Source organism: uncultured Microbulbifer sp. (assembly GCF_947489355.1).
Classification (GTDB): Bacteria; Pseudomonadota; Gammaproteobacteria; order Pseudomonadales; family Cellvibrionaceae; genus Microbulbifer.
In genome coordinates this window covers 346,913-359,606 of sequence record NZ_CANLDD010000001.1, presented here as the reverse complement: position 1 = coordinate 359,606, position 12,694 = coordinate 346,913, and the positions used below count along the sequence as shown (strand labels likewise).

Genomic DNA, 12,694 nt, shown 5'->3' with positions numbered 1-12,694 from the left:
GGCTCTATTTTTTCTTGCGATAGATGGTGCTTTTTCCCTGCGGCTGTTTGCGAAAGCGCTTGTACTCCCACTGGTACTGCTCCGGTGCGGTGGCAATACAGGCCTCCACACCGCGGTTCATGGCCGCCAGGGAAACTTTCTGCTCGTCGCTGTAGATCGCCTTTTCCGCGGGTAGGAAAACCAGTTCAAAGCCACCCTTGACCCGCTTTCCAAACCCGAATACACAGTGGCATTGGGTGCGTTTCAACAGGTTGTGGGCCAGGGTCATCGTGAGTGCCGGACGCCCGAAGAAGGGGGCGAAGTCGCCGCCCATATCCGGCTCCTGGTCCGGCAGCACCATGGCGACATGGCCAGCCTTCAGGCACTTGAGCAGGGCGCGTACGCCGTGAATATTGGTGGGCACCATGCGGGCGCCGGTCTCCTCGCGGCCCGTGCGGATAATCGGGTCCAGGGCGGCAATTTTCGGCGGCGCATATAGCGCCATGGAAGGTCCCAAGGACGCCAGGAAGAGACCGAAAATTTCCCAGTTGCCGGTATGCGGCATCAGCATCAGTGTGCCGCGGCCATCCTCTTCGCCCTGTGACAGCAACTGCAGGTTGCGCACCCCCACGATGGCGTTTTCATTGGTAGCCCAGGGGTGACGCCAGAGGCTCGCCATTTCACAGCCTGCTATGGCGGTGCTCACGACACTGTCGCGGGCCAGTTGCTCCCGTTTCCCGGCGTCCATGGCCGGATAGCAGAGCTGCAGGTTGATACGGCTCAAGCGCAGGCCCTCTGTGCGAAATAGCACCGCCAGCCCGCCGGCGCAGCGCCCCAGGCGCTGCGCCCATTTCAGTGGCAGTCTGCCCACCAGTTTCAGTACACCTGCCGCGAGGTACCCCTTAATATCCACTGCAATCACTTCCTATACAAAACGCCGCAGCAAACGGCCACGGGACCTGGCACGGCCACTCAAACTGCCCGCCGCGGCCATAGCGCTTTAAGCGCGAGAGCTGCTACCGCTATAATTGCGACCCTTTGCCCACAGCTGATACTGATGCGGAGATAGCGGTGTCCAAGCAATACGATCTCAGTACCTTTCAGGGACTTGCTTTTGCCCTACAGGATTATTGGGCGCGCCAGGGGTGCGTCATTCTACAGCCTCTGGATATGGAAGTGGGTGCCGGCACCTTTCATCCAGCGACCTTCCTGCGCGCCGTGGGTCCGGAAAACTGGAATGCGGCCTATGTGCAGCCGTGCCGCCGCCCCACCGACGGCCGCTATGGCGAAAACCCCAACCGCCTGCAGCACTATTACCAATACCAGGTGGTGATGAAGCCGTCCCCGGACAATATCCAGGAACTGTACCTCGACAGCCTGCGCACCATGGGTGTGGACCCAGCCATCCACGATATCCGCTTTGTGGAGGATAACTGGGAATCCCCGACCCTGGGTGCCTGGGGCCTCGGCTGGGAGGTGTGGCTGAACGGTATGGAGGTAACCCAGTTTACCTACTTCCAGCAGGTAGGTGGCCTGGAGTGCTACCCGGTCACCGGAGAGATTACTTACGGACTGGAGCGCATCGCTATGTACCTGCAGAGCGTGGAATCCATCTACGACCTGGTGTGGACACGCAACCCGGACGGCAGCCCCATCACCTACGGCGATGTTTTCCACCAGAACGAAGTGGAGATGTCCCGCTATAACTTTGAACATGCCGACGTGGAATTCCTATTTGCCACCTTCGATCACTGTGAACGCGATAGTACGCGTCTGATTGAACTGGGCCTGCCGCTGCCCGCCTACGAGCAGGTGATGAAGGCTTCCCACGCCTTTAACCTGCTGGACGCGCGCCACGCCATCTCGGTCACCGAGCGCCAGCGCTATATCCTGCGTGTGCGCGCCCTGGCCCGCGCGGTGGCCCGGGCTTACTACGATGCGCGGCGCGCATTGGGGTTCCCCCTGGCGGATGAAGCACTGCGCGCAGATATCCTGGCGGAAGTTACCGAACAAAAGGAGAAGCCGTAATGGCGCAGGACTTTCTGGTAGAACTGGGAACCGAGGAGCTGCCGCCAAAAGCGCTGCACAAACTGATGGACGCCTTTGCCGAAGGGATCACCCAGGGTTTAAAAGGCGCCGAGCTGACATTTGGCGAAGTCAAAGCCTACGCCAGTCCGCGCCGTCTGGCAGTCGCGGTTTTCGGTCTGGCGGACAAACAGCAGAACAAACAAATAGAAAAACTTGGCCCGGCGGTCAAAGTCGCCTTCGACAAAGTGGGTAACCCCAGCAGGGCCGCCGAGGGCTTCGCGCGCAGCAACGGTGTCACCGTGGAGGCATTGGGCCGCAAGGAGACCGACAAAGGCGAACGTCTGGCCTTTATCAGTGAACAGAAAGGCGCCGAGACCGAATCTCTCCTGCCCGGTATTGTAGAAAAGGCCCTGGCACAACTGCCCATCCCCCGGCGCATGCGTTGGGGCGCGCGCCGCGAGGAATTCGTGCGCCCGGTATACTGGCTGGTGATGCTGTTTGGCAACACAGTGGTGGAGGGCAAAGTGCTCGGCCTCAAGGCCGGCAAAAGCAGCCGCGGCCACCGCTTCCACTGCGACCGCGCGTTGGAGATCCACTCCGCCCACGACTACGCTCAGGTACTGCGTGAGCCCGGCTATGTACTGGCGGATTTTGCCGCGCGCCGCGAGGCGATTCGCGCCCAGGTGATTGCCGAGGCCGATAACGTCAACGGTGAGGCGGTGATCGACGATGACCTGCTCGATGAAGTGACCGCCCTGGTGGAGTGGCCCGTGGCTCTCACCGGCCGCTTTGAGGAGCGCTTCCTGGAGGTCCCTACGGAGGCTTTGATCTCCTCTATGAAGGCGCACCAGAAATATTTCCACGTGGTGGATGAAGGTGGTCAACTGCTGCCCTTTTTTATCACCGTTGCCAATATCGAGAGCCAGGATGCCGCCCAGGTGATTCGCGGCAATGAGCGTGTTATCCGCCCGCGACTGGCAGATGCCGCTTTCTTCTTCGAGACCGACAAAAAGACCAGCTTGGAATCGCGCCGCGAAAAATTGCGCCAGATCGTGTTTCAGCAGCACCTGGGCAGCGTCTACGACAAGACCGAGCGGGTCTCCGCTCTGGCGCGCGCCATCGCTGAGCAGGTGGGTGCCAACGGTGACTGGGCTGAACGCGCCGGGCGTCTGTGCAAGTCGGACTTGGTCACTGAGATGGTGTTCGAGTTTGCCGATATGCAGGGCATCGCCGGTTACTACTACGCGGAAAACGACAGCGAGCCGCTGGATGTGGCCAAGGCCATGTATGAACAGTACATGCCCAAGTTCGCCGGTGACGAGCTGCCCACCAGTGAGACCGGTACCGTACTCGCCCTGGCGGACCGCCTGGATACCCTGGTGGGCATCTTCGGCATCGGCCAGCCCCCCAGCGGCTCCCGCGACCCCTTCGCCCTGCGCCGCGCCAGTCTGGGTATTATCCGCCTCCTGGTGGAAAAGCGTCTCGACTTGGATCTGCGCCAACTGCTGAAGCTGGCCCGCGACAACTATCCTCGCACTGCCTTGGGCGAGTACGACAGGGTTGTGGAGCAGGCGCTGCAGTATGTGCTGGAGCGCTTTCGCGCCCGCTACGAGGACCAGGGTATTGCCACCGAGGTGTTTATGTCGGTGGCAGCACGCAAACTGTCGCGCCCGCTGGATATCGACAACCGCGTGCATGCGGTGAACGCCTTCAGCCTACTGCCGGAGTCCGGCGCCCTGGCTGCCGCCAACAAGCGCGTCTCCAATATCCTCGCCAAGCTGGAAACCGCCGTGCCTGGCAATATTGACGAGGCCCTGTTGCAGGAAGAAGCGGAGAAGGCCCTGTTCGCCGCTGTGCAGGTGGCCCGCTCCGAGGTGGCGCCACTGTACCGCGATGCCCTGTTCGCAGAGGGGCTCGCCGGTCTGGCGGGTTTGCGCGAAACCGTGGACACCTTCTTTGACCATGTGATGGTGATGAGTGACGACGAGCAACTGCGCGATAACCGCTTGGCTCTGCTGGCTCAACTGCGCGCGCTGTTCCTGGAAGTTGCCGACATTTCCCTGCTGGTACCGGCCAAGTAACGACTATTTGAACCGGGGGCTCTGCACCCCGGCTCAATAACAACAGGGCAAGTCTGCCATGCCTATGATTATTCTCGGGCGCGACGGGGTTATCAACGAAAACCCCGGCACTTTCGTCAGGTCCGCCGACGAGTGGCAGCCCTGCCCCGGCAGTATTGAAGCGCTGGCAGCCCTCAGTCGTGCCGGCTACCAACTGGTGATCGCTACCAACCAGAGCGGTCTGACGCTGGGTCGGTTCGATCTCGATGACTTGGAGGCCATACACACCAGGCTGCGTGCCCTGGTGGAGGATGCCGGTGGCGAGATCGCCGCTATCTTCTATTGCCCTCACGGCCCCGAGGATCATTGCCGCTGTCGCAAACCCAAGCCGGGATTGCTCGAGGCGATAGAGGCGGAGTTCGATACCAGTCTGCACGGCTGCTATCTGCTTGGGGACAAGCTTGAGGATTTGCAGTTGGCACTGGTAAAAGGCTGCAAGCCGGTATTACTCAAATCCGGCGAGGGTGAACGCACGCTGCAAAAGTTGATGGAACAGCCCAATCCACACCTCGAGAACACGCTTTTATTTGCGGACCTAACGCAGTTTGCCCGGTTTTTGTTGGGCGGGTGTGTGGAGGGCGCAACCGGAAGCCCGGTTGCGCCTTGAACCGGTCGATTTGCACATACCTGACTTGCTTATCTTTCTCTCCCTGCCATTTTCACCCCAATCATCACTACACGAAGAATTGAATGCCAACACATTGAGTTGTGGGCAACATTCCTTTAAAAGCTGGTAATGGGACGGGCAAGTCCACCATAGCAACCGCTATTTCTGACAGACCATGGATGGGCGCGGCGTTTGGAAGAGGGTCTTGTTGGGCGGCATTGAAGATGCAGTGCATGCCGCAGTGTTACAACGATTAACCCCGCTTGCCGCTATTTTCCCGCCTGCGTAAAAACAAAAAAGGAACTTTTCAATGAAAACAACAATAATTCCCGCGCTAATAACAGGACTGCTGATTTCGGGCAGCAGTTTCTCTAATACGGGCGGGGACAAACCCGCTGCCAATTTTGAAAAGCATAGAAAGGTTTATATCGTTCAACTGAATGGCGAACCGCTATCCTCTCACAGCGGCGCCGTCTCCGGATCGTCCGTGGCCAAATCCGCTATCCAGCGCAGGCTGGACCGGCGCAGTGACAGCTACCGCCACTATGCCGGTTTCCTCAAATCGCGCCGTGAACGGGTGCTGTCCTCTATTCCCAGTGCGCGCAAGGTGCATGAGTACGACACGGCTTTTAACGGTTTCGCTGCGGTTATGAGCGAAAAGGAAGCCGAGGAATTGCGAAGCCATAAGGATGTAAGGGGCTTATGGAAAGATCGCCTGCTCAAGCCCCACACAGATTCCACTGCGGACTTTCTCGGTCTGACCCGTATACCCAGCCCCTGGCTGTGGGGGATAACCGGTGAAAATGTGGTTGTCGGTGTGATCGATAGCGGTATTCACCCCGAGCAATTGAGTGTTGCCGACACCCCCACGCCTCGCCAGGGCAATCGCGGCGCCTTTATTCCCTACGGGCCCGTGCCCGAATCCTTTGTTGGAGAGGGCTGTGATTTCGGCAATACCGAGTTTAACCCCAATGACGCCGCCTTTACCTGTAACAACAAACTGATCAAGGCCAGGTCCTTCTCCGACGCTTTCCGCTCCGCTAACACGCTGGCGGATTACGAATTCCTCTCTGCGCGGGATGTCGACGGGCACGGCACCCACACCGCCACCACCGCCGCCGGTAACTACGGTGTGGTTACACCGGATGGGGAAACCCTCACCGGCATGGCGCCGCGGGCACGCGTTGCTGTGTACAAAGTATGTTGGGACGCGCCGGACCCGGATGACAGTGGTTGCTCCTCGGCGGACGCCATGGCGGCCATTGATGAGGCCGTGGCCGATGGCGTGGACGTGATCAATTACTCCGTGGGTGGGGGCAGCACTGTCTTTACCGGTGCGGACGATATCGCATACCTGTTTGCTGCGGATGCGGGTGTTTTCGTTGCCACTTCCGCCGGCAACGGGGGCCCCGGTTCGGCAACCATCGGCACGCCTTCAGGCGTGCCCTGGATCACCGCAGTGGCTGCCGCTGAGGATGACCAGCGCTTTGGTACGGCATTGCGCGTGGAGTCGCCAGGGCCTATCGCCGGGACTTACGATGCCCTGGAGGGCAGTGGCCCGGTCTCCATGCAGGACGCTGGGCTGCTGTCTGCACCTGTCTTCGCCAGTGTGCCGCTCGAAGCCTGTGCTGCACTCGATAACAGCGCGGCGATGGCAGGGAAAATCGCCCTGGTGAAACGCGGAGGCTGCTCCTTTACGGATAAGTACAATAATGCGGCAGACGCCGGTGCGATTGCGATCGTCGTATACAACGATGGCACGGCGGCGGACCGCTTTGATCCGATTGCCATGTCTGCGCCGGACACGCGTATCCCCGGTGTGATGATCCGCTACGCGGATGGCGAGTTGATTGTGGGCAGTGAGGACGTCAGTGGCATATTGGACCCCACACTGCAGATTTCCCGCCAAGATCGTATCGCCAGCTTTTCCTCCCGGGGCTACAATGCCGGTGCGCCGGATATTATCAAGCCGGATGTGGCGGCACCGGGTGTCGGTATTCTCGCCGGTATTTCACCGGTTCTGAGCGGTGGCAACCTGTTTGGCCGCCTGAGTGGTACCTCCATGGCCAGCCCCCATGTGGCCGGGGTGATGGCGCTGCTGAAACAGGCCCACCCGGACTGGTCTCCGGCAATGGCCAAGTCCGCGCTTATGAGTACGGCTCGCACCGATTTACGCAAAACATTCGGCCCGGAAATGGCAGATCCGTTTGATATCGGTGCCGGCGCTATCGCACCCTCCGCCGCCCTCCACCCCGGCCTGGTTTACGATGCCGGTTTTAATGACTACCTGGCATTTTTATGCGGTGCCGAAAATCAGCCGCAAATTGTCGAGCGCACCACCTGTGACAATCTGGATAGCCTGGGTTATTCCCTTGACGCCAGCGACTTGAACCTGCCCTCCATCGGTATCGGTGCACTGGTGGGAACCCAAACCGTGAAGCGCCGAGTCACCAGCGTATCCCGCGGTTCAAAATGGTACTGGGTCTCGGTCAATGCACCGGTTGGTGTCGAGGTGCAGGTACATCCGCGCGTGCTGCGATTGAGGGAGGGGGAAAGCGCGGAGTTTGAGGTCACCTTAACCGTCACTGAAGACGCCGCGATGAATAAGTGGGCTTTCGGCGACCTGACCTGGCAATCTGTGGGCACCCGCTACCATGTGCGCAGCCCTGTTGCCGTCCGTCCGGTAGCCTTGTCTGCGCCAACACAGGTCGCCGCTGAAGGCACCGCTGGTAGCCTCGATCTGGATGTACAGTTCGGTTATAACGGCAACTTCCAGGTGATTGTAAACGGCTTGGCGGAAGGCGTGGCAAATCCCGGCAGCGTAGAAGACGGTGGTTCCCAACTAATCTTATTCGACGTGCCGGAAGGGACGAATCTGGCCCGTGTAGCCCTGTTCGATGCCGATGTGGGCGATGGCAGCGGTAGCGATGATCTGGATTTACGGGTGTTTGGGCCGGCTCCCGATTTTCCGGAAGTGGGAACCAGCGGCTCTGAAACCTCTACTGAGTCCGTGACCATACGTAACCCTGTGCCTGGGGAATACGCCGCGTTTGTCGATGACTACGCCTCTGCCGCGGGCGCAACGCCTTTCACGCTGTTCAATTTCAACCTGACCGGTGACAGTGGCAATACCCAGTTGAATGCACCGGGTCAGGCGCAGCTGAATAGCAGCGGTACGATCGCGCTTGAGTGGATGGGGTTGGCGCCCGATACCCGCGCCCTCGGCATCCTGAACCACGGCGACGGTGAGCAGGTTTTCGCGGAAACTGAGGTGATGGTTATCACCCAATGATGGGATAGAGTGCCCCGCTGCCAAGGTACTTTTTTACTACCGAATACCGGCACTGGCTTTTTAGCCTGTGCCGGTATTTTTTTACAACGATTGACAACTGGTTTCGGGTCGGACTGGGATAGAAACAGCGGCAATTTTCAGAGAAATACGGCCAAAGTCTCGGGAAATATCTGTATTGCAATTGAGATTTCTGACGTAACACAACGATGGACCCCCCTTTGTTTTATGGAAGTGCCAACCTACTGCCTCTCGCTGGGGGCTGGCCTCTCCGCTGGTGTGTTTTTGTGGTGTCCCGAAAAATTTGGTAAATCTCTGCAAAAAGAAAATCGTTGCCCAGTTTAACCAGATCCCCAGGGCGGAAATAATTCTTCCATCTGGTCCAGGAGGCGCAATTCGCGCAATCGGGGTGCTTTGCTGTTCAGGTTATTGCTTTTATAAAGTGTGGCAATTTCTGCGCTAAAGCTTCCACATGTAAGAGAAGGTTCTGTTTTTGTCATACCCGCTGGAACAAAGATCATTTTCTGTAGGATTTACAAGTAGTTTTCGTTCAACCACCGCCGCAAAAACTAATGAATCGGCACATTTCACACGATGCGGATACCGCTGCCTCTGAAATCCTGAGCAGTTGGCCCGGTTTATGCCAAGCGAGAGCATGGAAGGCTTTTCTGGACATCAGGCCCCTTTCAGATTTATAAAATCGTAATTAACTACCCATAACTGACTTTTATACATTTCATGTGATGAAAGAAAGGTGGCAAGGGTCACGCAGGAAAATATGAACATTAAACACCTGTGAATACTGAATTATACGTCATAAATTACCCTTGATGACACATCAAAAGTTTAGTGGGTTTTTTTTGTGGAATATGATCAGTTTGCTTGATCACTTGATCCTGTCGCGTTATTTTCCCTCTCTCGAAAAAATACAAAAGGGAAATCCAATAAATGAGAAAAAAGATTATATCCACATTCATAGCCGGGCTGCTGCTTTCGAGCAGCAGTTTCGCTGATACGGAAAAGGGACGATTCACTGCCAAACTCGAAAAAAACAAAAAGGTCTATATCGTCCGTCTCAATGGAGAACCGCTGTCCTCTTATCGCGGTAATGTCCCCGAATCGTCTGCAGCGAAATCCACGAGCCGACGCAAGATGGACCGGCGCAGCAGCAGTTACCGGCACTATGACAGTTTTCTTAAATCGCGCCGCGAGCGGGTGCTGTCCTCCATTCCCCGTGCGCAGAAGGTGCACGAGTACGATACCGCTTTTAATGGTTTTGCCGCGGTTATGAGCAAAAAGGAAGCCGAGACGTTGCGCAGGCACAAAGACGTGAAGGGTGTATGGGAGGACCGCCTGCTCAAACCTCACACGGATTCCACTGCTGACTTTCTCGGCCTGACCCGCCGGTTTCCCAGCCCCTGGCTCTGGGGGATCACCGGAGAGGATGTAGTCGTCGGTGTGATCGATAGTGGTATACACCCAGAGCACCCAAGCGTCGCGGACACACGCACGCCCCGGCGGGGCAATCGCGGAGCCCACATCCCCTACGGGCCCGTGCCCGAATCCTTTGTTGGCGAGGGCTGTGATTTCGGCAATACCGAGGCCAATCCCGATGATGCCCCCTTTGCCTGCAACAACAAACTGATCAAGGCCAAAGCTTTTTCCGATGCGTTCCTGCGTAATACGCCCCTGGCAGATTACGAATTCCTCTCTGCGCGGGATGCCGATGGGCACGGCACACACACCGCCACCACTGCTATCGGTAACTATGGTGTGGTCACACCGGATGGAGAGACACTCACCGGCATGGCACCGCGCGCACGTCTTGCCGTATACAAGGTGTGCTGGGACGCACCGGAGCCAGAGGAAGGGGAGGAGGACCAAAGCGGTTGTCGCTCGTCAGACTCCATGGCGGCCATTGACGAGGCCGTGGCCGATGGTGTTGACGTGATCAACTTTTCTGTGGGCGGCTCCAGTAATGTCTTCAATGGTGCAGACGATCTTGCATTTCTGCTGGCGGCGGATGCCGGTGTTTTCGTTGCCACTTCTGCCGGCAATTCGGGTCCCGCTTCCGAGACCATCGGCACGCCTTCTGGGGTTCCCTGGATCACTGCAGTGGCTGCCGCTGAAGATGATCAGAGCTTTGGACAGGTGCTACAGGTAGATTCTCCCGCATCCATTGCCGGTAGTTATGATGCGCTGGAAGGGGGTGGACCGGTCGCCATGGAGGACGTTGGGGCCCTGTCCGCGTCGGTGCTCGTCAGTGCGCCTCTCGAAGCCTGCTCTCCACTCGATAACAACGCGGACATGGCAGGCAAAATCGCCCTGGTGAAACGTGGCGGCTGCTCCTTTACGGAAAAGTACAATTATGCGGCAGATGCCGGTGCGGTTGCGATTGTCGTTTACAATGATGGTACGGCGGTGGACCGAATGGACCCCATCGTTATGGGCGCAGACGACACGCGTATCCCCGGCGTAATGATCCGCTACGCGGATGGTGAGCTGCTCGCGGGCAGTGAGGACGTCAACGGCACACTGGACGCTGAATTACAGATTTCCCGGGAAGACCGCATCGCCCGTTTCTCGTCCCGCGGTCATAATGCCGGCGCGCTGGATATTATCAAGCCGGACCTGACGGCACCGGGTGTTGGCATTCTTGCCGGTACTTCTCCGGTTCTGAGCGGTGGCAGCCTGTTTGACCGCATGAATGGTACCTCCATGGCCAGCCCACATGTGGCCGGTGTAATGGCGCTGTTGAAACAGGCCAACCCGGATTGGTCCCCTGCAATGGCCAAATCCGCACTTATGACAACAGCCCGCACCGATCTGTTCAAAACGTTCGGTCCGGAAATGGCAGATCCGTTTGATATCGGTGCCGGCGCTATGGTGCCTTCCGCTGCCTTTCGCCCCGGCTTGGTTTACGATGCTAATATCAATGACTATCAGGCATTTTTGTGTGGTGCGGAAAACCAGCCAGATATTATTGAGCGCGCCACCTGTGACAACCTCGTCTCCCAGGGTTACTCTCTTGATTCCAGCGATCTGAACCTGCCCTCTATTGGTATCGGTGCATTGGCGGGAACCCAGACGGTGAAACGCCGTGTCACCAATGTATCCCGCGTTCCGAAATGGTACTGGGCCTCCGTCAAGGCGCCGGTTGGTGTTGAGGTGCGTGTCCATCCGCGGGTACTGCGGCTGAGGAAAGGGGAAACCAAGGAGTTTACGGTCACTTTCAATGTCACCGAAGATGCCGCGATCAATGAGTGGGCTTTCGGCGACTTGACCTGGAAATCCGTAGGCCTCCGTCACCATGTGCGCAGCCCCATTGCCGTGCGCCCGATAGCCTTTTCTACACAAAAGCAGATTGTTGCTGAGGGCACTGATGGCAGTCTCGATCTGAATGCGCAGTTCGGCTATAACGGCAACTATCAAGTGACGGTGAACGGCCTGGCGGAAGGCGTGGCCCACCCAGGCAGTGTGGAGGATAGAAACAATGTGGATGACAGTGATGAACAGGTGATCTTTTTCGATGTCCCGGAAGGTACCGATTTGGCCCGTATAGCTCTGTTCGATGCCGATGTGGGTGATGGCAGCGGCACCGATGACCTGGACCTGCGGGTTTTCGGACCGGGCCCCGAGTTCCCGCAGGTCGGCCGCAGTGCTTCTCCAAGCTCCACTGAATCAGTCACCTTGCGCAATCCCACAGCGGGGCTGTACGCGGCGGTCGTGGAGGACTTTGCTTCTGCCGAAGGAGCCACGCCTTTCACGCTGTTCAATTTCAACTTGAATGGCGACAAGGGTAATACCCAGTTAGATGCACCGGGTCAGGCACAACTGGGTAGCAACGGTAATATCACGCTCGAGTGGATGGGGCTGGCGCCCGATACCCGCGCCCTTGGCATCCTGAGCCATGGTGACGGTGAGCAGGTCCTTGCGGAAACGGAGGTGATGATCAACACCCAATGATGGGATAAAATGCCCCGCTGTTTGGGGCACTTTATCACTACCGAATGCTGGCACAGGAGTTTTGGCCTGGGCCGGCATTTTTTTACAATGACTGGCAAGCCGTTTCGGATCGGGCTTGGACAAATGCAGCGGCAATTTCCAGGGAATACGGTTAAAGCCCCAGAAAATCGTTCTCTTGGGATTGATGATGACGCAAAGGACATCATTGCGACATTACCCGCATTGTCTTCGTCAAGCCCTCTTTCCGCTGTGTAAATGTGCCGGTCTTCATTCACTTGCCCGGCATTGGCGGCACCTGGTGGTAAGTACAGACAAACCGGGATTGAAAGTTCGCCAGGGGCTGTCCCCGTTTCACATAGGGACTATAAGAAGGCACAAGCTACAACTACTGTGCTTTGATAGCACCTCTTGAGCTTGTCGAAACGTGAGGCAATCACGCGGTAGTGTTTCAATCGTGCAAAAAGCATTCTCTACCAGATGCCGATTTCTGTAGAGCTCCCTATCGAAATCCGCGTTGCCTTTCACGGAATTGCGTCTTCTGAGAATCACTGCCTTGGCACTCTGTTGCATATCTGCTGCCGTGAACCCTCGCTATCATAGCCTTTGTCCGCACCCTCAATCTTGGTTGTCGTTGTGTTAGAACCTCAACGATGCGAGCTTGCTCTTATAAGTCAATAGGCTACATCCAAACGGGAACAGCCTTTA

The 12,694-nt window shown here is 57.5% G+C and carries 6 protein-coding genes and 1 pseudogene; 5 read left to right on the top strand and 2 right to left on the bottom strand.

The features are described 5' to 3' along the window. Positions 1-4: 4 nt before the first annotated feature. Positions 5-892: a lysophospholipid acyltransferase family protein gene (locus Q1A48_RS01600; protein ID WP_299940253.1), complete on the bottom strand. Its 888-nt coding sequence runs from the start codon at positions 890-892 to the stop codon at positions 5-7. 158 nt (positions 893-1,050) lie between these two features. Here Q1A48_RS01600 and glyQ point away from each other — a divergent pair, with 158 nt between their 5' ends. The 5 genes from glyQ (at position 1,051) to Q1A48_RS01575 (ending at position 11,989) form a co-directional block, all read left to right on the top strand. After that, positions 1,051-2,007: a glycine--tRNA ligase subunit alpha gene (gene glyQ, locus Q1A48_RS01595; RefSeq protein ID WP_299940250.1), complete on the top strand. Its 957-nt coding sequence runs from the start codon at positions 1,051-1,053 to the stop codon at positions 2,005-2,007. Next, the gene (gene glyS / locus Q1A48_RS01590) at positions 2,007-4,088 is read left to right on the top strand and encodes a glycine--tRNA ligase subunit beta (RefSeq protein ID WP_299940248.1); all 2,082 of its coding nucleotides are present in this window, start codon (positions 2,007-2,009) and stop codon (positions 4,086-4,088) included. Before glyQ ends, glyS begins: the two co-directional genes overlap by 1 nt. A gap of 58 nt (positions 4,089-4,146) precedes the next feature. Then, a complete protein-coding gene (gene gmhB / locus Q1A48_RS01585) occupies positions 4,147-4,734 on the top strand; it encodes a D-glycero-beta-D-manno-heptose 1,7-bisphosphate 7-phosphatase (RefSeq protein ID WP_299940246.1) in 588 nt (195 codons plus the stop codon). Between the two features lie 310 nt (positions 4,735-5,044). After that, on the top strand, positions 5,045-8,026 hold the full coding sequence (locus Q1A48_RS01580; protein ID WP_299940243.1) for a S8 family serine peptidase: 2,982 nt from the start codon (positions 5,045-5,047) through the stop codon (positions 8,024-8,026). A gap of 945 nt (positions 8,027-8,971) precedes the next feature. Next, a complete protein-coding gene (locus Q1A48_RS01575) occupies positions 8,972-11,989 on the top strand; it encodes a S8 family serine peptidase (protein WP_299940241.1) in 3,018 nt (1,005 codons plus the stop codon). Between the two features lie 362 nt (positions 11,990-12,351). Here the strand turns inward: Q1A48_RS01575 and Q1A48_RS01570 are convergent. Beyond that, a pseudogene (locus Q1A48_RS01570) lies at positions 12,352-12,600 on the bottom strand (transposase); the annotation flags it as partial. Positions 12,601-12,694 lie beyond the last annotated feature (94 nt).

Bases quoted from the DNA above. Each gene is read 5' to 3' on its own strand.
- Q1A48_RS01575 (WP_299940241.1), top strand. From the start codon at position 8,972: ATGAGAAAAAAGATTATATCCACATTCATAGCCGGGCTGCTGCTTTCG.
- glyS (WP_299940248.1), top strand. From the start codon at position 2,007: ATGGCGCAGGACTTTCTGGTAGAACTGGGAACCGAGGAGCTGCCGCCA.
- gmhB (WP_299940246.1), top strand. From the start codon at position 4,147: ATGCCTATGATTATTCTCGGGCGCGACGGGGTTATCAACGAAAACCCC.
- Q1A48_RS01580 (WP_299940243.1), top strand. From the start codon at position 5,045: ATGAAAACAACAATAATTCCCGCGCTAATAACAGGACTGCTGATTTCG.